The organism is Burkholderia sp. CpTa8-5 (genome assembly GCF_017815045.1).
In the GTDB taxonomy this organism is placed as follows: domain Bacteria; phylum Pseudomonadota; class Gammaproteobacteria; order Burkholderiales; family Burkholderiaceae; genus Burkholderia; species Burkholderia sola.
Genome location: NZ_JAGIQD010000011.1, coordinates 140,924 through 164,373, shown reverse-complemented (window position 1 = coordinate 164,373; position 23,450 = coordinate 140,924). Strand labels below are relative to the sequence as shown.

Below are 23,450 nucleotides of genomic sequence, written 5' to 3'. Positions count from 1 at the left end.
GTCAAGCCTCCGCGCTGCGGCCCTTCGGCGCGAACATGCCCTGCGGGCGTTTCTGGATGAACAGCACGATCATCACGAGCACCGCGATCTTCGCGAGCACGGCGCCCCAGAACGGTTCGATCGCCTTGCTCGCGAGGCCGAGCCCGAAACCGCCGAGCACGGTGCCGGCGATCTGCCCGACGCCGCCGAGCACGACGGCCATGAACGAATCGATGATGTAGTTCTGGCCGAGATCGGGGCCGACGTTGCCGATCTGCGACAGCGCGCAGCCGCCGAGGCCCGCGATGCCCGCGCCGAATGCGAACGCATATGCGTCGACGCGGGCGGTCTTCACGCCGACGCACGCGGCCATCCGGCGGTTCTGCGTGACCGCGCGCACGAACAGGCCGAGCCGCGTCTTCGTCAGCACGGCCCACGCGACGAACACCACCGCGAGCGCGAACGCGAGGATCGCGAGCCGGTTGTACGGCAGGATCAGGTTCTGCATCACCGTCACGCCGCCGCTCATCCACGACGGGTTCACGACCTGCACGTTCTGCGCGCCGAACAGCATGCGGGTGGCCTGGATCAGGATCAGGCTCACGCCGAAGGTCGCGAGCAGCGTTTCGAGCGGGCGACCGTACAGGTGCCGCAGCACGAGCCGCTCGAGCACGATGCCGACGAGCGCGGCCACCGCGAACGACACCGGCACGGCGACGAGCGGATACCAGTCGAATGCGCCGGGCGCGTAGCGCTGGATCAGCGTCTGCACGACATAGGTTGCGTACGCACCGATCATCAGGAATTCGCCGTGCGCCATGTTGATCACGCCGATCAGCCCGTACGTGATCGCGAGGCCGAGCGCGGCGAGCAGCAGCACGCTGCCGAGCGACAGGCCGGCGAACACCGTGCCGACGATCTCGCCGCGGCGCTGCAGCGCGTGCAACGTATCGAGCCCTTGTTGCGCGGCGTCGCGCACGCGCGCGTCGGGTTCGGCGAAGCTGCCGTCGGCGTTCTTCGCGACGAGCGGGCGCAGTTGTTCGATCATGTCGAGATCGCTGCGCGCGGCCACCACCTGCGCGGCTTCGAGGCGTTTCGCCGGATCGGCATCGTGCAGCGCGGCGATCGCCCACAGTGCATCGAGACGGCGCTTCAACGCCGGATCGGTTTCCTTTGCACGCGCGCGATCGATCATCGGCTTGAGTGCCGGGTCGGGCGACTTCAGCAGCGCGTCGATCGCGTCGCGGCGCGTGGCCACGTCGGGCGACGCGAGCGCGAGGCCCGACAGCGCGCCGGCGATCTTCGTGCGCAGCAGGTTGTTCAGCATCACCGGCTGCGCATCGCCGGCCGGCGTCGCGGCGTGCGTGAGCGCGTCGTGTGCGGTGTCGCCGGACTGGATCAGCAGGCGGCCGTCGCCGGTCGCGAGCGCATCGCCGCTCGACAGCGCGTTGAGCACCGCAACGGCGCGCGGATCGGTGTCGGCGGCGAGCCGTTCGATCGCGGCCGTCTTCGCGTCGAAGTCGTCGCCGGCGAGCGCGGCGGTGTCGGCCGCCGTCAGCGCGAACGCGGCGTGCGGCAGCAGGCCCGCGAGGGCGGCGCATGCCGCGATCGCGCGGGCGGCTCGGCGAAAGCGTGTAGGCATCGGGAAATCCTGTCGGGCGTGGGGGAGCGGAGCGGTGCGACGCTGCGTCGGCGCGGGCGATTCGTCACGGCAAGCGCGGCCGGCGCATCGGCAGCGGGCGGGCAAGCGTGCGGCACGTCGCACACGAAGCGCGACGCGCCGCACGGCATCACGCCAGCGCCGCGCGCTGCCGGCGCAGGAACGCCGGGATCGAGCTGACGACGTCCGGCTTGCCCTGGTTGCCCGCGATGAACGGGCTCCACGGCTGCGCGCGCACGGCCGTCTTCGTTTTCCACACGACGTTGAACTGTCCGTCGCCGCGGATCTCGCCGATCATCACCGGCTTGTGCAGGTGATGGTTGCCGTCCATCGCGAGCGTGAAGCCCGACGGCGCGGCCACCGTCTGGCCGATCATCGCGACGCGCACCTTGTCGACGTCGGTGCTCTTCGCCTTCTCGACGGCCTGCTTCCACATGTGGATGCCGACGTAGGTCGCTTCCATCGGATCGTTGGTCACGCGCTTCGCGCCGCCCGGCAGGTTGTTCGCCTTCACCCATGCGGCGAACTGGTCCTTGAACTTCGTGTTGGTCGGGTTCTTCACCGACATGAAGTAGTTCCACGCGGCGAGGTGGCCGACGAGCGGCTTCGTATCGATCCCGCGCAGCTCTTCCTCGCCGACCGAGAACGCGACGACCGGCACGTCGGTCGCCTTGATGCCCTGGTTGCCGAGTTCCTTGTAGAACGGCACGTTGGAATCGCCGTTGATCGTCGAGATCACGGTCGTCTTGCCGCCCTGCGCGAAGGTCTTGATGTTCGCGACGATGGTCTGGTAATCGCTGTGGCCGAACGGCGTGTAGACCTCCTGAATGTCGGCGTCCTTCACGCCCTTCGATTTCAGGAACGCGCGCAGGATCTTGTTGGTCGTGCGCGGATACACGTAGTCGGTGCCGAGCAGGAAGAAGCGCTTCGCGCCGCCGCCTTCCGCGCCCATCAGGTACTCGACGGCCGGAATCGCCTGCTGGTTCGGCGCGGCGCCCGTGTAGAACACGTTGCGCGACATTTCCTCGCCTTCATACTGCACCGGGTAGTAGAGCAGCCCGTTCAGCTCCTCGAACACCGGCAGCACGGACTTGCGCGACACCGACGTCCAGCAGCCGAACACGCAGGCGACCTTGTCCTGCGTGAGCAACTGGCGCGCCTTCTCGGCGAACAGCGGCCAGTTCGACGCCGGGTCGACCACCACCGGTTCGAGCTTGCGACCCATCACGCCGCCGCTCTTGTTGATGTCGGCGATCGTCATCAGCGCGGTGTCCTTCAGCGACGTCTCCGAGATCGCCATCGTGCCCGACAGCGAATGCAGGATGCCGACCTTGATCGGGCCGGTGCCCGCATCGGCCGCGTGCGCGAACGGGCTCTTGCCCGCCAGCGCGAGCGCGCCGGCCATCGAACCGAACTTCAACAGACTGCGACGTTTCATCGGGATCCCCTTGTCGTGTTGGATGCGCGTGCGCCGTGGCGGCGCCGGCCATCGTGTAACGCAAGGCATGTGCCAGTCGCGCGGATGCACGGCCGGCGTGCCTGCGCGGGGCACGGGCGGGCACCAGCGGGCATCGGCGCGGTGCGGATGACGCGCCGTGCAGCATGCGCGGTCCGTTGCGGTGCAGACGCACGGGCACAAATGGTGCACGACGGTGCGGCGGCGTCGAAACGCAGGGAACCCGGGGGAGGAAAAGAGAAACGGGCGCGCAGTGCGCGCCCGTTCGGCGGATCGGTGCGGCCGGCGGCGGGGTGCCGGGCGGCGCGGCGGCGCATGATGCGCCGCGGGAAGGATCGATCAGTAGCGCGGCACGGACGGATCGACGTCGCGCGACCACGCGTCGATCCCGCCTTGCAGGTTGTACAGCTTCGTGAAGCCGCGCGATTCGAGGAACATCGCGACCTGCGCGCTGCGCATCCCGTGATGGCACACGCAGACGATTTCCGCTTCGTCGTCGAGCTCTTCGCTGCGCGCGGGAATCTGCTGCATCGGAATCGCCACGCTGCCGGCGATCTGCGCGGTCGCGATTTCCCACGGCTCGCGCACGTCGAGCACGACCGGCGCGGGGCGCGCCGTGTCGCCGAGCCATTCCGCGAGCATCGCGGGCGTCAGGATCTGCATGGAGGCTCCGCCGCTCAGAACTTGAAGCGCGACGGCTCGATCGCGTTGACGAGATGGTCGATGTACGTTTCGAACACGTCGGCGACGCGGTACTGCTTGTCGTCGATGCGCGTGATGATCTGCGCCTTCATCACCGGACGGCCGCCGACGAACGCCGCCAGGCGGCCGCCGACCTTCAGCTGTTCGAGCATGTCCTGCGGCACGACCGGCAGGCCGCCCGCGACGCAGATCACGTCGTACGGCGCCTTGGCCGCCCAGCCGCGCGAGCCGTCGCCGAGCACGACTTCGGCGTTGGTCACGCCGTCGTTGCGCAGGTTGTCTTCCGCGAACTTCGCGATCGCCGGATCGATCTCGACGGCCGTCACGTGCTGCGCGCGATGCGCGAACAGCGCGGCCAGGTAGCCCGAGCCCGCGCCGATCACGAGCACGTTCTCGTGCTTCTTGACCGCCAGCTCCTGCAGCACGCGCGCTTCGACGCGCGGGAACAGCATCTTGCTCGCGCCGCCCGGCAGCGGCAGTTCGAGATCGGCGAACGCGAGATCGCGGTATTGGGCCGGCACGTAGTTTTCACGCTTGACGATCGACAGCAGGCCCAGGACATCCAGATCCAGCACGTCCCACGGACGGATCTGCTGTTCGATCATGTTGAAACGCGCGTTTTCGATATTCATGGTGTGGTCACGCAGCCAGGTCGGCCATCAGCGGGGATAGAGAAACTTCGTGATTGTACCAAACGGCACGGCCGCGAAGCCTTCAGGCGGCCTGCAACAGACCTTTACCCTTTGCTCTTCTTGATCTGCGCCTCGAACGCGAGGTCGAGCTTGCTCGCCTTGCGCGGTTTTTTGGGGCCAAATTCGTCGACGAACTTGACGAATTCGTCGAGCGGCAGCGGCTCGCAGCGCTTCTCGGCGGTGCCGCTCGAGCGGTCGACGAGATAGAACAGGCCGCCCGCCATCGCGACGGCCGCGAATTGCGGGTTGCCGGAGCGGGTCTTCAGGCGTTCGACCGCGTGGGTCGCTTTGGTGGTGCGCATCTTGGGGGCTGGCGAAGCGGATGGAAGCCTCACACTGTATCAAACCGGTCGCCCGCGTGCGGCCGGCGCCCGCGTGAACCGCCCTAAACCGTGCGCGAGTAGCGCTGCCGCGACGTCTGGCCGAGGTACGCGTCGAACGCCATCGCGATGTTGCGCACGACCATCCGGCCGGCCGGATGGATCGTCAACCGGTCGTGCGCGATCGTCAGCAGCCCGTCGCGCTCGAACGGGCGCAGCGCGTCGAGCTCGCGCGCGAAATGATCGGCGAAGCGGATGCCGTGCGCGGCCTCGACGTGCGAGAACGGCAGTTCGAGGTTGCACATCAGTTGCGTGATCACGTCGCGGCGCAGCCGGTCGTCCGGCGTGAGGCGGACGCCGCGCGCGATCGGCAGCCGGCCCGCGTCGAGTGCGGCGCCGTACGCGGGCAGGTCCTTCGCGTTCTGCGCGTAGACGTCGCCGACCTTGCCGATCGACGACACGCCGAAGCCGATCAGGTCGGTATCCGCGCGCGTGCTGTAGCCCTGGAAATTGCGCTGCAGCGTGCCGTTGCGCTGCGCATGCACGAGTTCGTCGGACGGCCGCGCGAAGTGGTCCATCCCGATGTACACGTAGCCGGCCGACGTCAGCATGTCGATCGCGAGGCCGAGCAGCGCGACGCGCGCTTCCGGCGGCGGCAGCGTCGCATCGTCGATCTGCCGCTGCATCTTGAACAGGTGCGGCATGTGCGCGTAACCGAACACCGACAGGCGATCGGGCGCGAGCTCGATGATCGTCTCCAGCGTGCGTGCGAACACGGCGACCGTCTGGTGCGGCAGCCCGTAGATCAGGTCGACGCTCACCGAATGGAAGCCCGTCGCGCGTGCGGCGGCGAGCAGGTCGGCCGTCATCGCGCGCGGCTGGATGCGGTTGATCGCCCGCTGCACGACCGGGTCGAAATCCTGCACGCCGAGGCTCAGCCGATTGAAGCCGATCGTGCGCAGATGGACGAGCGTCGCCGGCGTGACCGTGCGCGGATCGATCTCGATCGAGAACTCGGCGTCGGCGTCCGGCGCGAGCGCGAAATGCTCGCGCGTGGCCGCCATCAGCTCGGCCGTTTCGTCGTCGGACAGGAAGGTCGGCGTGCCGCCGCCCCAGTGCAGTTGCGTGACGGGGCGCGACGGATCGAACAGCGCGGCCTGCAGCGCCATTTCGCGCTTGAGCTGGTCGAGATACGGGCGCGCACGGCGGCGGTTGTTGGTCGCGATCTTGTTGCAGCCGCAGTAGAAGCACGCGGTGTTGCAGAACGGGATGTGGAAGTACAGCGACAGGTCGCTCGACGAGGCGCCGGGGTCGCCGGCCGCGCGGACGTAGTCGGCCGGATCGAAATCCTCGCGGAACTGCAGCGCGGTCGGGTACGACGTATAGCGCGGCCCGTTCACGCCGTATTTCGTGAGCAAATCGGGACGGAACACCGGGTCGGCAGATCCAGAACGCATGGCGGTCTCGCGCTTTTTTAGATGGTTTCGAGTATAGGAACACGCGGTCGGGCTGCATTGTGTAATAACGTCGCAGCCGGCGATGGCACAATGCGGGGTGGGGCTGCCGGACGCCGCGTCCGGTTGCCGCATCGTTTTTGGTTGTTCGTTGTTCGTTGTTCGTCGAGAGAGCCGAGTGTCCGTCGAAATGCCTGTCCGCGCGGCGCCCGCCGACGTCCCGCCGCCGCATGCGTGCCGCGAGGGCTGCGGCGCGTGCTGCATCGCGCCGTCGATTTCCAGCCCGATTCCGGGCATGCCCGACGGCAAGCCGGCGGGCGTGCGCTGCGTGCAGCTCGGCGACGACCTGCGCTGCATGATCTTCGGCCGGCCCGAGCGCCCCGCGTGCTGTTCCGGGCTGCAGCCGTCCGCCGACATGTGCGGCGCGTCGCGCGACGACGCGCTCGCGTGGCTCACGCGCCTCGAGGCCGCGACGCGGCCGGCGCATCCAGGAGAGAAATCAGCATGACCGTCCCTCACGCGCCCGGCCGGCGCCGTTTTCTCGCTGCCGCCATTGGCGCCGTCGGCGTGTGCGTATCGCTTGCCGCGTGCGCGTCGACGTTCCCGTTCATCCCCGATCACTACACGTTCTCGCGCGGCGACGTGCAGAAGGCCGTCGCGCGGAAGTTTCCTTACCAGAAGACGGTCGCCCAGGTCGTCGACGTGTCGCTCGCGAATCCGGCCGTCAACCTGCTGCCGGACCAGAACCGCGTCGCCGTGCAGCTCGACGCGAACTTCGTGAGCCCGTTCCTGCGCGGGCCCGTCAGCGGCAAGTTCACCGTGTCGGGCCAGCTCGCGTACGACGCGCCGAGCCGCTCGGTCGTGCTGAAGGCGCCGGCCGTCGACAGCCTCGCGCTCGACGGCGACGCGCAGATGTACGCGCAGCAGGTGGGCGCGGCCGCCGGCCTGCTCGCGACGCAGCTGCTGACCAACTATCCGATCTACACGTTCAAGCCGGAACAACTGCAATTTGCCGGAGTGAACTACGAACCCGGTACAATTACGATCCTTACAAACGGCATACGCGTGGCGATCGTCGAAAAGTGACGACGAGGCGCGCACGGCCGGGTGGGCCGCGCGCGCAAGAGTGGCCTTTTCTTTCGACCATTTCGGAGTTGGGCCACGGATGGACTGGATCCTGATCTGCAAGGCATTGATCCTCGGCGTCGTCGAGGGGCTGACGGAATTCCTGCCGGTGTCGAGCACCGGTCACCTGATCGTCGCGGGCAGCTTCCTGAATTTCAACGATTCGCACGCGAAGACGTTCGACGTCGTGATCCAGTTCGGCGCGATCCTCGCGGTCTGCTGGGAATACCGGCAGCGGATCGTGTCCGTCGTGTCCGGGCTGCCGAGCCGGCCCGATGCGCAGCGCTTCACGCTGAACGTCGTGATCGCGACGATTCCCGCGATCGCGCTCGGCCTCCTGTTCGAGAAGAAGATCAAGGCCGTGCTGTTCTCGCCGGTGCCCGTCGCGTTCGCGCTCGTCGTGGGCGGCGCGATCATCCTGTGGGCCGAGGCGCGGCAGCGCGAACGCGGCGAGCCGCCGCGCGTGATGTCGGTCGACGCGCTGACGCCGCTCGACGCGCTCAAGGTCGGACTCGCGCAGTGCTTCGCGCTGGTGCCCGGCATGTCGCGCTCGGGCTCGACGATCATCGGCGGGATGCTGTTCGGTCTCGACCGACGCGTGGCTACCGAATTCTCGTTCTTCCTCGCGATTCCGATCATCTTCGGCGCGACGCTCTACGAAACCGTGAAGGACTGGCAGGCGTTTACCGTCGATTCGCTCGGCCTGTTCGCGCTCGGGCTCGTGTCGGCGTTCGTCAGCGCGTTCGTGTGCGTGCGCTGGCTGTTGCGCTACGTCGCGACGCACGATTTCACGGTGTTCGCGTGGTACCGGATCGCGTTCGGGCTGTTCGTGTTGCTGGTGGGTTACAGCGGCTGGCTGAACTGGGCGTGAGGCTGGCGAGCGGTCGATGCGCCGCTCGATGAAAAAATCCCGACCGGCGCGAGACGCCGGTCGGGATTTTTTATGCTGCGCAGGGTGGGACGCTCAGCTTGCGCGCTTGCGGAACACCAGGTCCCACACGCCGTGGCCGAGCCGCAGCCCGCGCCGTTCGAACTTCGTCACCGGGCGGTAGTCGGGGCGCGGCGCGTAATCGGCGGCTGTGTTTTCGAGCGTCGGTTCCGCGCCGAGCACTTCCAGCATCTGCTCCGCGTAGTTCTGCCAGTCGGTCGCGCAGTGCAGGTACGCGCCGGGCTTCAGGCGCGACGCGAGATGCGCGACGAGCGGCGGCTGGATCAGCCGGCGCTTGTGGTGACGCGCCTTGTGCCACGGATCGGGAAAGAAGATGTGGACGCCGTCGAGGCTTTCCGGCGCGATCATGTGCTCGAGCACCTCGACCGCGTCGTGCTGGATGATGCGGATGTTCGATAGATCCTGCTCGCCGATCAGCTTCAGCAGCGCGCCGACGCCCGGCTCGTGTACCTCGACGCCGAGGAAATCGTCGCCCGGGCGGTGCGCGGCGATTTCCGCGGTTGAAGCGCCCATCCCGAAACCGATCTCGAGGATGCGCGGTGCACTGCGGCCGAAGATCGCGTTCCAGTCGGGCAGTTCCGGCGCATACGGGACGACGAAGCGCGGGCCGAATTCGTCGAGCGCGCGGCGCTGGCCGGTCGACACGCGGCCGGCGCGCGTCACGAAGCTGCGGATGCGGCGGCGGTGCAGCGGGTTGACTTCGTCGGCGCCTTCGGCGGCTTGATCGGCTTCGTCGGGAATGGCGTCGTCGTGCGGCGGCAGGCCGGCTTCGTTCGGATCGTCGTGCATCATCGGTACTGAGAAAGGCTCGGTTGCGGGCGAGGGCCCGTTGCGCGGCAGTGCGCCGGATGAACCGGCACATGGTACAAAAAAGCCGCCTTCGACGAGGGAAGAGGCGGCTCATGCGCAGGCTGCGATGCAGCCGGAAAGTGGAGCGGGCGATGGGAATCGAACCCACGTCATCAGCTTGGGAAGCTGAGGTAATGGCCATTATACGACGCCCGCAGAACGGGTGATTGTACAGGGTTTGACGTGGGGATGGCAAGCGGGCGGTTTTGGGCGGTGGCATCGAAACTGGCATGGCCGGATCGTGGGGCGGTGGCGTCGCTGGGGCGCGTTCATCGGGGTTCGGTCAAGGGCGGTGGTCTGAAGTCGATTGCTAAAGGGTACCAGCGGTACCCTTTAGCAAAAGGCGTCCGACTTACTTTGCGGCTTCTTTAATCACTGCTTGGACATACTCTCGGGTCTGAGCGCTGTAGTTTTTCATTTTTGCATCTTGAAACGAAAGCCCAACGATGCTCCCAAGTGCCTTGGGGTCAAGGAGATACATGGGCCCCTCCACGGTTAAAACCTGATCGTCGAGTAGCTTTTTTCGAAGCGCCTCACCAACGTCGCCCTTGCTCATCCGAGCGTGTTCGATCTTGTCCTTGAACCGTGCCAACTGTCCTTTGCTGTGGGATCGGAAAGCAATTACCAATCGGCGTAGTGCCCGCAACGCGTCAGCAGTCTCGGGGGCCTCTGCTTTCGGCTGGGGGATCGAGTAACCGTTCCATGGATACGCTTGTGAACCCGGCCAGGTGACCTTCAGGTCAGCGTTCGCACGAACCGTGACCAACGGCGCTGTTGGCTCTACGATACTGTCTTGCACCTCTAAGAGCACCAATGGCGTCTCACCTCCCGTGTCCGCGAGGTTCTCGCTGAAACCAGCGCTCTGCGGATCCGGCTTTATGATCAGTTCGGAGCAACGCAGCACGAGTGTCCGAGCTTGAATGGTTATTGGCGCAAGGAGTTCTAGCTGCCTACCGTCGCCCATTTCGACATCCAAGCAATTCGAGTCGACGAACACCCCTGACAACTTACGTCCTAGGCGTAGGGTTTCATCAGACCTCGTCTTCATGTCGATGCGAGTGACCTGTCCCGTTTCAGGCGTTGAGATGCTAATTTCGATATCAACCATCTTGGGCGTATTGCTGGGCTCAGATGAGTCGACATCGCCTTCAACGGCCAATCGAACTACTTCTCCCGGGCCGGCCTTTGCCTGAAGCGATTCGAAGAGCGCACCAAGGTGTCCCGCAGGAACGCCATCTTGCTGCCCGAGAGCGCGGTAAAAGTCAAAAAGAAATGGGTTGGGCGCGTGCCTGTCACCAGTCACGTAGCCTTCAGCTGCACGACTGAGCTTGATGTCGCTCGTTTTTAGCGCATGCGCCACAATGGCCGCGGAGAAAACTGCACCGGAGGGTGTACGGCCAGTACCATCAAGAAACGGGTGCTGTTCGATGAAACTCGTCACCGCCTTTTCGTAAGGCGCGACGCAGTGTGAAGGAAGGCTGATGTGATTGCCAGAATACTCAACCTGGAGGATCCGGCTGGCCAGGCGGGCTAACTGTTCCGTGGGTTCATAGGCTCCTCGTTCAGGAAAATCAGGAATCGTTTGGCGCATCTGGGTTACGAGCTTTCCAGACTCGCGGACAAGAATCTCCGTGGTCAGCTGTTTCAAAATCTGACCTTCGACGTCTGTCAATCGTTGAGACTGAATTTGCGCCGGGTTCGCTTGGCTCGCTATAACTTTGGCGACCGCTTCAAGAACTGGTGCGTACCCGGCGAAATGGTTTCCATCTTTCGAAGATGCCGCTATTAAGCGGTCTACGATCTCAGTTGCCACTCGGATGTACTCGCCCTCATGCGTTTTCAGCGGACCAGTCAGTTGTTGATGAGAAGTACGTGCGAGCCGATGGAGAGCGGCCAGAACAAAATTGATGGCGCGGTCCCTGCTAAAAAACTGAATATCGAAGATTGGGCAGCTGAGCGCGTCATTGACATTCAATTGCACCCAGCACTCATCCACAATTCCAACTCGTCCAAGTAGTATCAGTGGCAAAGATCCTGACTTTGCTACGTTCACTACGTCGTGAAGGAAATCCTCAAATGCCGACTGGGTAACTCGCAGTCGAGCTTCATCAAGGGCGTCAATGACCAACGTAACTCGCCCTGCCTTCCAATCGTCGAAGAGACCGTTGTTCACCAACCCCCCGACGACGTAACTTCCGCCAACGGCCTCCGCAACAGCCAAGTCGACATAGACGGCGCCCGTCGCCGCGCACAACTCTCGCGCGAAAGTTGACTTGCCGACTGCCCCTGGCGCTGCGACAAGCCAAACGGGGGCAGCGAGGTCGTCGAATCCACTTCGAAGCACAAGTCCTGCCTCGACGAACGATTCATCAGGGGCGCAGTCCGAAACCCATCCTGCCTTCGTCATTGATGCGGGGGTATGGCCTACGGTAGGCAGCCTCTTTTTCCAGAATTGCTCGATGCTGTAGCTCATTGGTTCTCTCTCGCTTGGGTGTAGTTGCATTAATTTCGAAAGCTTACGAGCCGCGGTAGATTCATGCACTGATCGACCACTGCTGACCACTGACTCCCCTGTTAATGGTCACTATGCGCCGGCTTGCGCCAATCGTAATACCCCAATGATGGCATCTCGTTGTGCTGATCGGCAATCTAGCTGGATAGTCGTCGCATGGACAATACCCTACACTTCGACGATCTCACACTGCTGACAATTGACCGGGTTTGCGATCTGACTACTGCAGTTCGAGAAGATTTCGGCGGCGACCTCTCGCGAGCAGCTTTCACGGAGAAACTGCTGTTGCTTCTCGAAGACGTTCCAGGGTTCGAGGCGGGCGAGGTGGATGCGAGGCTCATCGAATCTGCGTGGGCGATATACAGCGGTCGCCCGTCCGAACTCTGACGCTGCTACTCACGCACCAGTTCCGTTACCTTTTCATAGATGGTTTCCCGGTATGCGCGCGAGTCTTTGGAGAAGTGCAGTCGCCGATGGCAGTTCGGGCAAACTGCGACCGCATTCGTCACCGTATCCGACCCGCCATCCGCGAGCTTGCGGAGGTGATGAACTTCGAGAAACGGACCATTTGCCCCCGAAAATGGCGCGGGTTGGTCGCAAGCCTCACAATTGTCCTTCGCTCGCTTAAGCACCCATGCTTTGACCTTGAGGTCGCGCACGAAGCTGGTGGTCGTTGATGTTGCTGTGCCAGGAGCTTTATTGCCATCGGGCCGTTCCTTCAGCGTCTTGCGAATCTCTGCGATGGTTACCGCTTCGGCAGCCCGTGGCAATTCCTGTCGACCTTCCAACTTGCCGATGAGGGCTTCTATCTGCCCGGCGACCCGTACGCCAACATTTGTTGCCGGTGGGAGGCCCGGTATCCAATCGCGTCCCATGAGTTCAAGAACGTAGGAAATGTTCCGCATCCTGTATTCGCAGGATTTTTCGGATCGACCAATTTGCGCGGCGAGATCTCGATAGACCTGTCGTTTCACAACCGGACGAGCGTCTCGGAAGCGACGGGCCATGTCCAAGTAGGCTGCTACCGAGGCTTCCAATTCTGACTCGGACCAGCCGCCTTCTGGCGGTTCGCCCGACGCCGCACCTCCATTCATATCAAGAGGGCCATGACTGGGCTTGGCTAGTTGATCAATGTCGATTTCTTTTGTTTCGCACGCGATCCCGTTGTGTGGCACCAGGCGAAGCCATATCGATTTTCCGTCTACGGACTCCCTGATTTCGGGGCAGTCAAACAGCTGAGAGCTTGCACATCTTCCCGAGTCGACATCCTTCAAGATTCCGACAACGGGCACATGTTGCTCGAAGGCGAGATCTATCCGCCGCATGTGAGCGACATGCGTTGGCCTAGAGATTTTCGATGGCGCGTTGGGCATGCAATACCAATAGGTACCGGTAGCCCGATCCTTACAGACCGCAACATCGCCCTTGATGCGCTTACCTTGGCGATCCTTTTCGCTGTGGTAGTTCCATATGGTCGTCAGGAGACGTGAAGCCTTCCCTTTTGCAGCTTCTTCGGCTGAAACATCGAACTTGGACCACTGGTATCCAGGTCGTTGTGCTCCAAGTTCGATAAATGCTTCGTCATGTGATTTGTCGAAGAGGGTTGACGTCACGCTGCTGTCTCCAGTTGCAGATAGTTCGGCTACTTGACTCGTTTGTTCTTTGCCGGACGTTTGGCCTTTAGCATGTCGGTGAACTGCCGAACGAAATTCACGACGAGTTCCCGCTCGGCGCTATCCAATCCATCGAGCGCATCCGCGATCATCGCCAGTTGGTCGTCCGGCCGTTTCGATCCGCGCTGCAATAGCTGATCTACTGAGCAGTCTAACGCGTCACTAAGCTGCTGGAGCCGATGCAAGGTCGGCATCCTCGTGCCGCGCTCCCATCGGCTGATCGCCTCCTGTTCCAGATCGATCATCTCCGCGAGCTTGGCCTGAGTCAGACCGCGGGCGCGTCGTTGTTCGGCAATAGCGGTCCCGACACGAGCAGCAAGCAGCGCGTCTTGGGCATCGTCGGGGGGTGAGGTAGGGCGGGTAGTCATAGGACGATATGGTCGTCTTCATTCCGATTGTGATGAACAACCAAAATGGAATTGTATATTCCAATATGGTTGAATTTGTTGAGCGGTTGACGTATCGTGCAGTGGATGCCTGAGCGGTCGGGGATGACAACGAACGCCGTCAGGCAAGCGATCAATCCAGAAAAATCAACGAACTATGACCACAAACAATTCGCTTTCTCGGTTTCACGCCTTCATGGCAGCCTATGACGGTTGCCGTGCTTCGGCACTCGCAAGTGCGTTGCAGATAACACCGATGGCCGCGCGAGCACTCGGCCTGATCAATACATTTCCCGGCATGACCCTGCACGAACTGAGTTGTGTTCTTGGCGGCAGCCAAGGGCAAGTAATCGGCGCGGCATTCGACCTCAAGCACTTCGGCTACATCGACATCACCGAGGAGCAAAATGACAATCGGCGGTGTGTTCTCCGACCTATCCGGGACAGGATGTTCGGCTTCGACGGGTATCAGCGGCTCGTGAATAATCTTGCGAGCGACGCAGGAATCGCCGAACGCTTGGAGGCGTTGCTACCGCTGTATCAGGACGTTTTGATGAAAGCTTTGGAAGAGTTGCAGGGTGATGCGCAGAGCGTCCAATATCAGGCGCAACGGCGGATACTGGCGCGGGTCGCGTAATCGCGTGCTGAGATTTCGAACATGGAATTCGAGAGATTGTTCGAAGGGAAGCCGTGGCCTGCGACGACGGAGCGAGTTGGCATCATGTCGGTCGACTCGCTCGGCCGGCAATGGGTGCTTGTTGCCGAAGAATGCGGCTATCTCATCGCGAAGTCGAGGGACGGCAAGGCAGGGTTGCTCGGTCGCATGTGCGAGCGCGAAGACGGAAAGTCTTGCATTGAAGTCCTCGTGCGCGCCGAGATCGAAAACAGTGAGCTTCGTCACTGTGAGTTCTGGTATGTCGATGCGGCTGACGAGCTACGTTACGCCCGGCGCCTCCGCGAGTTGATTTCCGGAAACATTCGCGACCTCCAGCGGGACGGCGACCGATAATGCTTCGACCGACGAAGGAAGACTTTCAACGATGGAGCGCGACCGGGTTTGCGTTCTTCGGAACCTACCTGTATCCGAATCCGCGCTGGTACAAATACGTCTGGCAGATATGGACGCCGGACTCGCCGCTCGAAGGTGCGGAATTCTTCCAGCATGGCCCGCGCCACTGCACAGCGCAGTTTCATGAGACAGAGAAACGACTGTTCGAGGCAGGTGTATCGGGGTTCATCTATAACCGACAGTTACCGCGTCGCGGGCTCGGCAAACCGTTCGATCTGACGCATCCCCGATGGGCAAACCGGGAATGGGCACCAGCATGGGAAGATGATCCCGATCCCGAGTGGAATGGCCACAAGTAATCGGATGCCGGCTTCCGGGATCCTCGGCCTCGAGAATCCCGGTTTTGTACGCCTTTAATAAGACATGGAAAGTGCCCTAAATTCGGAGCACGTTGAGGGCGGCACACCCCACGATTCACGCGGGATTGAGCAGTAGCGAGTCGATGACTTTTACGGCCTTCCGGCTCGCGTCGTTCGGGCTCAGGTGGGCATAGCGCTGCGTCATCTTCGGATCGCTGTGACCGAGCAGCACCGACACCTCATAGAGACTGACGCCCGCTTTGACCAGCTTGCTCGCGAACGTATGACGGAGCGTGTGCAGCGTAACGCGCCCGCCGCGTTCTTTGACGAGAGTGGGATCATTGAGTCCGGCCCGCTCGATTGCCTTCTTGATCGATTTCGTGCTGTAGCCGCGCTCATTGCCCGTGCGGTCTTCGAAGACGTATCGCTGCCCAGTCCGGCGTTCTTCCCACCGACGACGAAGGATCCCTTCGAGTCGCGATGTCATGTGCAGCACATCCTCGTTCCGAACCTTGCTCCGATAGAGGCTGATCGTGCTGGCGTCGATGTTGATCGCCGACCACGGAATATTCGCGACCTCCGAGTAGCGACATCCCGTATCGAGCAGGAAAACCGTGATATCGTAGTTATCCTGCATATTCCGCGTCATTTCGGATGTTAGCGGTTTAGACGCGTTTATACGCGCTCTAAGCCGTTCCGGATCGAGTTCGCGCAATAACGCCGACTCGTCGTTAGAATCCAGATATCGAAGCCTATACGAAGTCCTAAGCTCGGGAAAAACGATCTCTCGACTGACTTTGAATCCGAGCTTCGCCATCTCGTTGATCGTTGCGCGAAGCAGTCCGATCTCATGTTTGATTGTCGCCGGCTTATCGCCTTCGGCCTTGCGCTTCGCGACGAGAAGATCGAAATCGCGCGTCGTTAGTTCATGCAGCAGCGTATCAGGCGATATGCCGAAGCAGGGCAGCTTGGCCTTCGTCCGAGGATGGAGCTTGTAGCCGAGCGTCTTCCGAACGATCGAGCACATGTTCCTGTGATAGGACGTTTCGCTTCGTGCCTCGACATACTGTTCCAGTGCATCTTTGAGCGCGATGGGCTGCGCATCCCCGAGGTACTGTTCGGCGTGGGCGCGATTGCGCATTTCGCGTTCGACTTGGGCGGCCTTCGTCTTGTTCGGCGTCCCGGTTGAGCCGAAGAACTTCTTGCCCTGAATCTGGAACTGGTAGTACCAGTTCTTGCTGTTGTTGCGACGGATGAGTGTCATGCGTGTTGCTCCTTACGGAATGTAATTGATGAGCAACACCATCCGGTCAGAGAAGGGGCATGACAACAGCTTTCGCCCATGCCACCGAACATATTTCCGGGATGGGGGCAGCCAACGACCGACGCCGAGTGCATCGATCATCGGTCGTCGCAGATAAGACGCCCCTTTATCAACACAAAAAATGACTTATCCATATTCAATGAACACCCCGCGCATTGGTCGAATAGGATGGTCGCGCCGATTGGGTGAGATGAAAGGCAAATGAAATTATTGGGCGGAACCATCGTCGTTGGTGACGTTGATTCTCGGTCGTCGCAGATAAGTCGCCGCTTTAACAACACAGAGAAAACACTGATCTACAAATCATTGAACATCCGGCGCGCTTGTCTGACGGGGCGGTCCAGACCAGTGATTTGACAATCAGGGGCTGGATCATGTAGTCTGCGCCCTTGGCTCGAGGAGTGAGCAAGCGGCGGACATTTCGCGCTTCGGTTGTGGAAACAGACACGATACGGACGCGGGATCCATTACCCATCCAGCAACGGGAAAGACTAGAACCGTACGTTGCTCTAGGTTCTCTCAGGAACCTGGCCCAGTGAGAAACTGGGCGGTTGGGAAAGATAGTGCACTCGGACCAGTTGCACCGAACGATTTCCAGATCGTGCGGCGTAGCTGGTCGGTGGTTCCTATCTCACGTTTGCTCCTCTGCCTGAAGCCGGGAACCATTAGCCAAATCTTTCATTTTCATTATGGAGATTTGTAATGGTTCGAAAAGAAGTCCGTTCTGCGTCCCAGCCGCGTCAAATTGCCGTCGAAACAAGCGACGCGCATGATTCCAGTTCGCCCATCTCCGTATCCAGCATTGCGACGCTGAAGGTCGCGATCAATCGGCACGTCAAGAACAAGATTGTTCCCGGTCATGACATAGGCTGGTCGCACGCCACCTATAAGTTCGTGAATCGCGAGCTTGCCCCCGAGGAATTCATTGGCGAGGTGATGTCGGGATTCGCTTTCTGTGCTTGGCTGAAGGGGCCTCGGAAGTCCAAGAACTTCGAGTGCATGCAGGTGCTGGCGGTCGATATCGATTGCGGGTTGACCATCGACGAAGTGCTCGCGCATCCGTTCTTCCAGAAATTCGGCTGGTTCATCTATACGACGCCGAGCCATCGCCCGGACGCGCACCGGTTCCGGATTGTGTTCTTGATGGAGAAGCCCGTCGAGACTGAGCAGCGGATGAAGCTGGCCTATACCGGCATCGTTCGTATGTTCGGGGGCGACCGTTCCTGCACGGACGCGAGTCGTTTGTTCTACGGATCGGAAAACTGCGAGGTCCATCGCGTTGATCGCATGCTCCCGTTGGAGCAGGTCGAGTATGTCATTGAGCTGGGTGAGAACGAGATTCACAATGACGGGCGTGCGATCTCTGCGAATGGTCTTGCCAATAGCCGGTCATCGGTCGCACTCGATAGCAATGAGATGATCACTACCGATGGCGACGGAACCTATCTGCTTCGTGAATTGACGAGAGGAGTGCGTGTCTTTTGTCCGCGCCACGTAGACAAGCATGCAAGCGCATTCGTCGTGACTTCGAGGGCCGGACAGAACGGCGTGTACTGCAGCGCCTGTGCGCAAACCTTCTGGCCGCAGTGGAATCGCCGGTCGCATCTCCACGAGTATGATTTTTATTCGTTCGAAGACGGACTGATTGAGATCGATTACGAGGAGCAGCAGCATCCGTCGGAATTGCTCGACGACGGCGCCCCCGCCGAATATCGCGAAATGACGGACGAGAAATCGGTCTTCACGCGCGATACACGTTTTCTGAATCAGGCCGGACTTCCGGATCTTTCTGATGGTGTGAATTGCGTTCGGAGCCCAAAAGGAACGGGAAAGACTCAATGGCTGGAGGATGTCGTTCCGCGGTATAAGGCGGAAGGAAAGTCGGTCCTGTTGATCGTGCACCGCCAGGCCTTGGCGGAATCACTCGCAGACCGGTTGAAGATGCATTGCTATCTGAAAAAGCTGGATTACTTCCAGGACCGGACTGCAATCCTCAGATACTGCGTGGTGTGTCTGGACAGCCTAAGCCATTATCTGAACGCTAGTCGTAACAAGTACGACGTAGTGCTCATTGACGAGAGCGAGCAGGTCTTTTCGCATGTGTTGTCGAGCACGTTGGCGGGCAAGCGTAAGCCATGCTTCGAGATGCTGCATCTCTATATTCGCCGGGCGAAACAGGTAGTGTTGTGTGATGCCGATTTGGGTTGGTTGACCTTCAATGTCACAGCACTGCTTCGGGACGATAAGGGTCCTGTGCGTTTTTACGTCAATCGCTTCCGTAAGAATCTGGACCCGGCGCAGCCGAGGTATGTTGTGCATCTCTACAACAGCGATGCGACATTGACCGACTATACGATTTCGGTCGTTGGGGGCGGCGGGAAGCAATTCATCGCGTGCAATTCTAAGGATCGGGCGAAGGCGCTCAAGAGGCTGCTGCACCAGCGTTTTGGGGATCAGATCAGGATCGTGATCATTACGTCGGATAACTCGACCACAGAAGAGGGGCGCAATTTCATCGCGACGATCAAGGAGACGTCGGCTAGGTACGACGTGCTGATTGTGTCTCCATCGGTCGGTACAGGCGTGGACATCAATATTCCCGACGAGCTGCCTCAATTTACCCACGTGATCGGCTTCTTTGAAGCAGCTGTCACGACGCATTTCGAAATGGACCAGCAACTCGCACGGGTGCGCAACATGCATGAACAGCATGTGTGGATTTCCTCTGCCCGCCTGTATCTGGAATACGAAGTCGATGCGATCCGGCAGAGCATTTTGTCGAGGGGGGAATTGCCCGAAGTTCTGAAGGGGTTTGACTGGCATGGGCGTCCGGAATATCACGAGAATGACAAGTTGATCGAGGTCTACGCCCAGGTGAAGTCCATGCGCCATGCTTCGCTGAATAATGTACGCGAGCACTTCATCGAATTGAAGAAGCGCGAAGGATGGGAGATTCGTGAAGCCGAGCACGAACTTACACTTGATCCCAAGAAGTTGCAGAAGGAGTACTACGGGGCGAAGAAGCTGGTCGTAGTCGAGGAGTTCATGGCGATCGCGTCAGCTGGCAGTATCTCCCGCAAGCGCTACCATGAACTGTGCGATAAGCAGACCGTGACCATCAACGAGAAGGCACAGATCGCTCGGCACCAGATCGAGCAGTTCTATGGTGTGAAGGAGGTTACGGTCGATCTGGCGCGGCTGGATAACCGTGGGCGTTTTCGTGAATGCGTGTGGTTCTATTCGGTATTCTTTGCCAACAAGTACCAACGGAACCAGTTTGCCTTGTATGAGCAAGGTGTGTCGGTAACGGAGCGCGATGATTACGTCAGGAAGTGCAAGCTGCTGAAGACGCTGCTTCGTGCTGCTGGGGTGCTGGACGAGAATGGGCAATTGGATACGTTTGCCGAGTTCGAATCGAGGACGCTCGGCGCATTCATCGATGCCGTTGAATTGCACGTCCAGCAAATTGGGTTGGTACTTCAGGCACGTGTTCGCGATGATTTGCGGGACAAGCCAATGCTCCAGCTGAAGGGCTTCCTGAAGATGCTTGGTCTCGATACCACGAAGACGAGCAAGTACGAAGGAGTGAAGAAGATTTACAAGTACATGCTCGATCTGGAGTCGATTGAGTTGATGGAAGGGTATCGGAAGAGCTTCGTGAAAAGGATGACCGAGGTTCGGGTCCAGCAAAATCTGCTCGATGGCGGAAATATGATGGTCGTGACCGAGACGCCCGAAAAGCCGAGGCGGATGAAGTTTGTGCACGTCGATGCGAAGCCAGCGAAGAAGTGGGAAGAGCTCACTCCTCGTCAGCGTCGTCAAGAATTGCTTAAGACGCCGAGGACGCCCAAGCCTCAGCCGATCGAACCGAATCCGTTCGATAGGGACGAGGGCATCATCCCGCTCAAACCCATCGACGACTGATCAGTGATTCGGATAACGCGCCGCGATGTTCAATGATTTGTAGATCAGTGTTTTTTCTGTGTTGATAAAGCGGCGACTTATCTGCTAGAAGGACAGGGCCGACCACGAGTCGGCCCTACGGCAGAATCTAGGAAAGCTGATGATCTGGCTCGGAAATCCCCGTTAGATCAAGGGGATAGAAACGAGGCGGGGAAGAGTGACGTGAAAACTGTCACTGTTGCTCGTCGGATTTCAGGCTGGCCGCCGTCGTATCGGTCGTGGTTGCTTGCTCGCCGTTGCCCTGGAAGGTAGTCTGCTGGACCCTGAACGCACTTTCAACGAACGGAGTGCGATCATGGTCGATCAGAAGCAAGGTGCAACGGGCAAGGACGAGAAAGCTGGCAAGCCGATTGTTGTTGAGCAGAAGCAGGACGCGGCCTCGAACTCGACGGGGAACAATACCGCAGCGAATGCGGCACAGGCGACGGCGGCCGCGCCGACGAAGATGGAACTGGCAACCGAAATCTACAAGCGGATGCGGACCGTCAAGGATGTGACCCGGAAGGACATCATCGAAAAGTTCGTCGCCGAGGTGAAACTGACGAAGGCCGGTGCGAGCACCTACTATCAGATGATCAAGGACAAGCACGAGCCGCAGGGTAAGAAGTGATGCCCTTCCGGCAGCACAAAGAAAGGGCTCCCTTAGGAGCCCGAATCGTTTCGTTGTTGATCAGTCGAACATGAAACTCAACTGACCGGGTGCGGACCGCCAGTGCGAGCACACATGCTCCAGATTGCCGAAGCGAACCCGGGTGTAGTTACGCACGAAGACGGTCTTTGCCTGCTCGCGAGCGAGGTTGGGCATAAACCCCTCCATGTAAGGAGGTTGAAAGCGATTCTTGCCCTCAGCTCCCTTGTCGCGTAGACTACAAGGGTTATCGGCACGATAACTGTGGGTGACAGGGGCACGCCTTAACGCGCTGTCTTCTGCTCGCCGGCGCCCCCAACGTTTCGATCTCCTGGCCGAGATCAAGGTGTTGGGGGCGTTGTTTTTCCGGCCCGGCTACTGCGAGCTATGTAACCGGGGCCGCATCATCTTCTTTTCATTCCTTCCCTTCGGGCGTGAAGCCCTTCCACCGCTTGATATATGCTGCGAGCATTGTTTGCAGCATCACCCAGTCGTCTGCATCGAGGCCTTTCGGAACAATGATCTTTGCGCCTTGCTGCTTCCCCGGAAGAGGGATTTCAAATCGTTCGACGTCTTGATCGTCGTCCTCCTGGGGCACTCTTCCCCCAGTCTCACTCGGTCGTTGTTCGTCTTCTGTGGTTTTAGGCGATTTCCTGCTGCCGTTGCTTTTGGGGGCTGCCGGCGCTTTGACGTGCGGCGATACCTCGATTCCACATTCTTTCGCGGCGGGGATGAAGAACGCGATGGTCTTCGTCAGCGTACTGCCGCTAATCCCCAGTTCGCGAAACTTCTCGGTCATTTGGCCGGTACTTGCGTGGCTCAGGTCAAATTCAGAGTCGTTGAAGAGGAAGGCGTATGACTCGCGCAGGATGGGGCCGAGCGTAGATTTCCGGGCATCGTCATCAGAGAGGACAAACGGCTTGAAGTGATCCTTGGGTTTGCCGGTGTCATCGATGAAGCCCAGAAAGCGGAGCGCAGCGATGATTCCCGATTGTTGCGATCCCGAAGCTTTGGGCATCACCGTTTTGTCGATGCGTGCCGGCACCGTGCCTGCATCCCGAAGCTTGTTCAAGAACGCGATGAATGAACCGTAGGAGATGACGGGCGGTGTTGCGAGCTTCTCTTTGCTGCTAGCCATGTGATCTACCAGAGCGGAGTGATCGATGGCGCCAAATCTACCATTGGTTTTTGGCGTTTGCAAACAAATTTCATCGCGGCGCGCCGAGATCTGTCCCGGGTTGTTTACGGAAATCATGCGTTATCAGAGCGATCATTCTGGCGTATCGGATTTCATTTGTTCATAAGTCGTTGATTATTAACGACTATTATAATTTTGATGTTTCTTTGGGGACTTCGATCTGATCTCGCTTGTGGTCGTGAGACGTCGTGAGGTGCCGTGAGGTGCCGTGAGATATCGCGAAGTGTAGTGAGGTGTTGCGGAACGTACCAATAAGCACCGACGTGTGCCGGTGTGTTCCGAGATGCGCCGGAGGCGGGGACTCCTGGATGAGTGGGCGGGAAACTTCGAATGCTCGTGGACTAGCGCGCAAAGTAGGTTTGGCCGGCCGGCTTAGCTGGCTTCCGATCGACGTGTGCCCCCGCGTGTACCAAGCTGGTGCAATTGGCCGCTGCCATGTCGGCGTCCGTGCCAGCTATGTCGTCAGCTTCTTGATGTCGGTGCTGGCGTGAAAACTGGCATCGCAGTGAATCCCGCATGAGCAGCGGTTCTTCGTGGAGCCGGGAGAAATCGTGACGTGAGAACGCGTGTGATTAGTAGTTCTGATTAACGCGCTGGGGCTTGGGAAGCTGAGGTAATGGCCATTATACGACGCCCGCAGAACTGGCGATTCTACAGGGGTTCGGGTGGGGATGGCAAGCGGGGCGTCTGGGCCGCCGGTATCGAAACTGCTGCGGCCCGACTGGCCTGCCAGCCAATGTCGAAAATGGACGAGTCGGTGTCGGAAGCGTACAAGCCCTGGTAAAGCTTTCGAACTAACGTGACAGGCCTCTCATACGATCGTCAGTCTGGAGCCGACATGTCCGATTTCATCACCGTTCTGCGCAAAACCTGCCCGACGCCTGTTCTCGATGCGACCAAGTGGAAGCGCATCGGCGGCGATCCGCATACCGTGAACCTCAACGCGTACGTCTCGAAGGACGGCAGCAAGATCATGGGCACCTGGATCTGCACGCCGGGCAAGTTCGAGGTGAACTACGAAAAATGGGAGTACTGCCACTTCCTCGATGGCTACTGCATCATCACGCCGGAAGGCGAGGAGCCGGTGCATCTGAAGGCCGGCGACGTGTTCGTGATCGAGCCCGGCATGAAAGGGACGTGGGAAGTGGTCGAGACGGTGCGCAAGTACTTCGTCTTCGCCTGAGCGGGCGGTCGATTCTATCCAACCCCTGC

Annotated in this window: 23 protein-coding genes and 1 tRNA gene; 10 read left to right on the top strand and 14 right to left on the bottom strand. The window is 60.4% G+C overall.

Annotation, left to right across the window (positions count from 1 at the left end):
* Position 1: 1 nt before the first annotated feature.
* From urtB to hemN, 6 genes are all read right to left on the bottom strand, one after another.
* The gene (gene urtB / locus J8I35_RS18930; protein ID WP_209926535.1) at positions 2–1,621 is read right to left on the bottom strand and encodes an urea ABC transporter permease subunit UrtB; all 1,620 of its coding nucleotides are present in this window, start codon (positions 1,619–1,621) and stop codon (positions 2–4) included.
* Positions 1,622–1,769: 148 nt separating this feature from the next.
* Positions 1,770–3,077, bottom strand: a complete 1,308-nt coding sequence (gene urtA, locus J8I35_RS18925; protein WP_050011640.1) for an urea ABC transporter substrate-binding protein — start codon at positions 3,075–3,077, stop codon at positions 1,770–1,772.
* A gap of 357 nt (positions 3,078–3,434) precedes the next feature.
* On the bottom strand, positions 3,435–3,758 hold the full coding sequence (locus J8I35_RS18920; protein ID WP_006476692.1) for a rhodanese-like domain-containing protein: 324 nt from the start codon (positions 3,756–3,758) through the stop codon (positions 3,435–3,437).
* A gap of 14 nt (positions 3,759–3,772) precedes the next feature.
* Positions 3,773–4,429, bottom strand: a complete 657-nt coding sequence (locus J8I35_RS18915; protein ID WP_050011639.1) for a protein-L-isoaspartate O-methyltransferase — start codon at positions 4,427–4,429, stop codon at positions 3,773–3,775.
* Positions 4,430–4,533: 104 nt separating this feature from the next.
* Complete coding sequence (locus tag J8I35_RS18910; RefSeq protein WP_059557189.1) at positions 4,534–4,791, bottom strand: hypothetical protein; 258 nt, start codon at positions 4,789–4,791, stop codon at positions 4,534–4,536.
* Between the two features lie 83 nt (positions 4,792–4,874).
* Positions 4,875–6,266 (bottom strand): oxygen-independent coproporphyrinogen III oxidase, encoded by a 1,392-nt coding sequence (hemN, locus tag J8I35_RS18905; RefSeq protein WP_209926533.1) that lies wholly within the window; start codon positions 6,264–6,266, stop codon positions 4,875–4,877.
* A gap of 187 nt (positions 6,267–6,453) precedes the next feature.
* On the opposite strand from hemN, the gene J8I35_RS18900 reads away from it, so the two are divergent.
* The 3 genes from J8I35_RS18900 (at position 6,454) to J8I35_RS18890 (ending at position 8,259) form a co-directional block, all read left to right on the top strand.
* Positions 6,454–6,771 carry a YkgJ family cysteine cluster protein gene (locus J8I35_RS18900; RefSeq protein WP_209926577.1) on the top strand — a complete coding sequence of 106 codons (318 nt, stop codon included), beginning with the start codon at positions 6,454–6,456 and terminating at the stop codon, positions 6,769–6,771.
* A complete protein-coding gene (locus J8I35_RS18895) occupies positions 6,768–7,349 on the top strand; it encodes a DUF1439 domain-containing protein (protein WP_050011637.1) in 582 nt (193 codons plus the stop codon). The genes J8I35_RS18900 and J8I35_RS18895 overlap by 4 nt, the downstream gene beginning before the upstream one ends.
* 79 nt (positions 7,350–7,428) lie before the next feature.
* Positions 7,429–8,259, top strand: coding sequence for an undecaprenyl-diphosphate phosphatase (locus tag J8I35_RS18890; protein WP_050011636.1), 831 nt, complete (start codon positions 7,429–7,431; stop codon positions 8,257–8,259).
* 93 nt (positions 8,260–8,352) lie between these two features.
* Here J8I35_RS18890 and trmB read toward each other — a convergent pair whose 3' ends face one another.
* From trmB to J8I35_RS18875, 3 genes are all read right to left on the bottom strand, one after another.
* Positions 8,353–9,129, bottom strand: a complete 777-nt coding sequence (gene trmB / locus J8I35_RS18885) for a tRNA (guanosine(46)-N7)-methyltransferase TrmB (RefSeq protein ID WP_209926531.1) — start codon at positions 9,127–9,129, stop codon at positions 8,353–8,355.
* A gap of 138 nt (positions 9,130–9,267) precedes the next feature.
* A tRNA-Gly gene (locus tag J8I35_RS18880) sits at positions 9,268–9,342 on the bottom strand.
* A 196-nt stretch (positions 9,343–9,538) separates the two neighbouring features.
* Entirely contained in the window at positions 9,539–11,659 is a 2,121-nt protein-coding gene (locus tag J8I35_RS18875) for a hypothetical protein (RefSeq protein ID WP_209926529.1), read from the bottom strand.
* A gap of 195 nt (positions 11,660–11,854) precedes the next feature.
* Here J8I35_RS18875 and J8I35_RS18870 point away from each other — a divergent pair, with 195 nt between their 5' ends.
* Complete coding sequence (locus J8I35_RS18870; RefSeq protein ID WP_209926528.1) at positions 11,855–12,085, top strand: hypothetical protein; 231 nt, start codon at positions 11,855–11,857, stop codon at positions 12,083–12,085.
* Positions 12,086–12,090: 5 nt separating this feature from the next.
* Here the strand turns inward: J8I35_RS18870 and J8I35_RS34970 are convergent, their stop codons facing one another.
* Together J8I35_RS34970 and J8I35_RS18860 are read right to left on the bottom strand one after the other, a co-directional pair.
* On the bottom strand, positions 12,091–13,311 hold the full coding sequence (locus J8I35_RS34970; RefSeq protein ID WP_348522272.1) for an HNH endonuclease signature motif containing protein: 1,221 nt from the start codon (positions 13,309–13,311) through the stop codon (positions 12,091–12,093).
* A gap of 29 nt (positions 13,312–13,340) precedes the next feature.
* Positions 13,341–13,739, bottom strand: a complete 399-nt coding sequence (locus J8I35_RS18860) for a helix-turn-helix transcriptional regulator (RefSeq protein WP_071810496.1) — start codon at positions 13,737–13,739, stop codon at positions 13,341–13,343.
* 214 nt (positions 13,740–13,953) lie between these two features.
* Between J8I35_RS18860 and J8I35_RS18855 the strand changes: the two genes are divergently transcribed.
* From J8I35_RS18855 to J8I35_RS18845, 3 genes are read left to right on the top strand one after another with little or no spacing between them, the layout of a single operon-like run.
* Positions 13,954–14,394, top strand: a complete 441-nt coding sequence (locus J8I35_RS18855) for a MarR family transcriptional regulator (RefSeq protein ID WP_245170325.1) — start codon at positions 13,954–13,956, stop codon at positions 14,392–14,394.
* Between the two features lie 21 nt (positions 14,395–14,415).
* The gene (locus J8I35_RS18850) at positions 14,416–14,766 is read left to right on the top strand and encodes a hypothetical protein (RefSeq protein WP_209926526.1); all 351 of its coding nucleotides are present in this window, start codon (positions 14,416–14,418) and stop codon (positions 14,764–14,766) included.
* Positions 14,766–15,125: a hypothetical protein gene (locus J8I35_RS18845; protein WP_209926524.1), complete on the top strand. Its 360-nt coding sequence runs from the start codon at positions 14,766–14,768 to the stop codon at positions 15,123–15,125. The genes J8I35_RS18850 and J8I35_RS18845 overlap by 1 nt, the downstream gene beginning before the upstream one ends.
* Positions 15,126–15,240: 115 nt before the next feature.
* Here J8I35_RS18845 and J8I35_RS18840 read toward each other — a convergent pair whose 3' ends face one another.
* Positions 15,241–16,389, bottom strand: a complete 1,149-nt coding sequence (locus J8I35_RS18840) for a site-specific integrase (RefSeq protein WP_209926522.1) — start codon at positions 16,387–16,389, stop codon at positions 15,241–15,243.
* A 762-nt stretch (positions 16,390–17,151) separates the two neighbouring features.
* Between J8I35_RS18840 and J8I35_RS18835 the strand changes: the two genes are divergently transcribed.
* Together J8I35_RS18835 and J8I35_RS18830 are read left to right on the top strand one after the other, a co-directional pair.
* The gene (locus J8I35_RS18835) at positions 17,152–20,373 is read left to right on the top strand and encodes a plasmid replication protein, CyRepA1 family (protein WP_209926520.1); all 3,222 of its coding nucleotides are present in this window, start codon (positions 17,152–17,154) and stop codon (positions 20,371–20,373) included.
* 334 nt (positions 20,374–20,707) lie between these two features.
* Complete coding sequence (locus J8I35_RS18830; RefSeq protein WP_209926518.1) at positions 20,708–21,022, top strand: hypothetical protein; 315 nt, start codon at positions 20,708–20,710, stop codon at positions 21,020–21,022.
* A 60-nt stretch (positions 21,023–21,082) separates the two neighbouring features.
* On the opposite strand, the gene J8I35_RS34865 is transcribed toward J8I35_RS18830, so the two are convergent.
* Together J8I35_RS34865 and J8I35_RS18820 are read right to left on the bottom strand one after the other, a co-directional pair.
* Positions 21,083–21,217 (bottom strand): hypothetical protein, encoded by a 135-nt coding sequence (locus tag J8I35_RS34865; RefSeq protein ID WP_280884551.1) that lies wholly within the window; start codon positions 21,215–21,217, stop codon positions 21,083–21,085.
* A 238-nt stretch (positions 21,218–21,455) separates the two neighbouring features.
* Positions 21,456–22,295, bottom strand: a complete 840-nt coding sequence (locus J8I35_RS18820; protein WP_245170324.1) for a DUF5343 domain-containing protein — start codon at positions 22,293–22,295, stop codon at positions 21,456–21,458.
* Positions 22,296–23,076: 781 nt separating this feature from the next.
* Between J8I35_RS18820 and J8I35_RS18815 the strand changes: the two genes are divergently transcribed.
* Positions 23,077–23,421: a cupin domain-containing protein gene (locus J8I35_RS18815; protein WP_027783759.1), complete on the top strand. Its 345-nt coding sequence runs from the start codon at positions 23,077–23,079 to the stop codon at positions 23,419–23,421.
* Positions 23,422–23,450: the final 29 nt, after the last annotated feature.

What these genes read in the sequence shown, in the direction of transcription:
- urtB (WP_209926535.1), bottom strand. Translation starts at nt 1,621, where the DNA reads ATGCCTACACGCTTTCGCCGAGCCGCCCGCGCGATCGCGGCATGCGCC.
- J8I35_RS18855 (WP_245170325.1), top strand. Translation starts at nt 13,954, where the DNA reads ATGGCAGCCTATGACGGTTGCCGTGCTTCGGCACTCGCAAGTGCGTTG.
- J8I35_RS18850 (WP_209926526.1), top strand. Translation starts at nt 14,416, where the DNA reads ATGGAATTCGAGAGATTGTTCGAAGGGAAGCCGTGGCCTGCGACGACG.
- hemN (WP_209926533.1), bottom strand. Translation starts at nt 6,266, where the DNA reads ATGCGTTCTGGATCTGCCGACCCGGTGTTCCGTCCCGATTTGCTCACG.
- J8I35_RS18895 (WP_050011637.1), top strand. Translation starts at nt 6,768, where the DNA reads ATGACCGTCCCTCACGCGCCCGGCCGGCGCCGTTTTCTCGCTGCCGCC.
- J8I35_RS18915 (WP_050011639.1), bottom strand. Translation starts at nt 4,429, where the DNA reads ATGAATATCGAAAACGCGCGTTTCAACATGATCGAACAGCAGATCCGT.
- J8I35_RS34865 (WP_280884551.1), bottom strand. Translation starts at nt 21,217, where the DNA reads ATGCCCAACCTCGCTCGCGAGCAGGCAAAGACCGTCTTCGTGCGTAAC.
- J8I35_RS18815 (WP_027783759.1), top strand. Translation starts at nt 23,077, where the DNA reads ATGTCCGATTTCATCACCGTTCTGCGCAAAACCTGCCCGACGCCTGTT.
- J8I35_RS18920 (WP_006476692.1), bottom strand. Translation starts at nt 3,758, where the DNA reads ATGCAGATCCTGACGCCCGCGATGCTCGCGGAATGGCTCGGCGACACG.
- J8I35_RS18875 (WP_209926529.1), bottom strand. Translation starts at nt 11,659, where the DNA reads ATGAGCTACAGCATCGAGCAATTCTGGAAAAAGAGGCTGCCTACCGTA.
- J8I35_RS18900 (WP_209926577.1), top strand. Translation starts at nt 6,454, where the DNA reads ATGCCTGTCCGCGCGGCGCCCGCCGACGTCCCGCCGCCGCATGCGTGC.
- J8I35_RS18845 (WP_209926524.1), top strand. Translation starts at nt 14,766, where the DNA reads ATGCTTCGACCGACGAAGGAAGACTTTCAACGATGGAGCGCGACCGGG.
- urtA (WP_050011640.1), bottom strand. Translation starts at nt 3,077, where the DNA reads ATGAAACGTCGCAGTCTGTTGAAGTTCGGTTCGATGGCCGGCGCGCTC.
- J8I35_RS18910 (WP_059557189.1), bottom strand. Translation starts at nt 4,791, where the DNA reads ATGCGCACCACCAAAGCGACCCACGCGGTCGAACGCCTGAAGACCCGC.
- J8I35_RS18890 (WP_050011636.1), top strand. Translation starts at nt 7,429, where the DNA reads ATGGACTGGATCCTGATCTGCAAGGCATTGATCCTCGGCGTCGTCGAG.
- J8I35_RS18820 (WP_245170324.1), bottom strand. Translation starts at nt 22,295, where the DNA reads ATGATTTCCGTAAACAACCCGGGACAGATCTCGGCGCGCCGCGATGAA.
- J8I35_RS18840 (WP_209926522.1), bottom strand. Translation starts at nt 16,389, where the DNA reads ATGACACTCATCCGTCGCAACAACAGCAAGAACTGGTACTACCAGTTC.
- J8I35_RS18830 (WP_209926518.1), top strand. Translation starts at nt 20,708, where the DNA reads ATGGTCGATCAGAAGCAAGGTGCAACGGGCAAGGACGAGAAAGCTGGC.
- J8I35_RS18835 (WP_209926520.1), top strand. Translation starts at nt 17,152, where the DNA reads ATGGTTCGAAAAGAAGTCCGTTCTGCGTCCCAGCCGCGTCAAATTGCC.
- J8I35_RS18870 (WP_209926528.1), top strand. Translation starts at nt 11,855, where the DNA reads ATGGACAATACCCTACACTTCGACGATCTCACACTGCTGACAATTGAC.
- J8I35_RS18860 (WP_071810496.1), bottom strand. Translation starts at nt 13,739, where the DNA reads ATGACTACCCGCCCTACCTCACCCCCCGACGATGCCCAAGACGCGCTG.
- trmB (WP_209926531.1), bottom strand. Translation starts at nt 9,129, where the DNA reads ATGATGCACGACGATCCGAACGAAGCCGGCCTGCCGCCGCACGACGAC.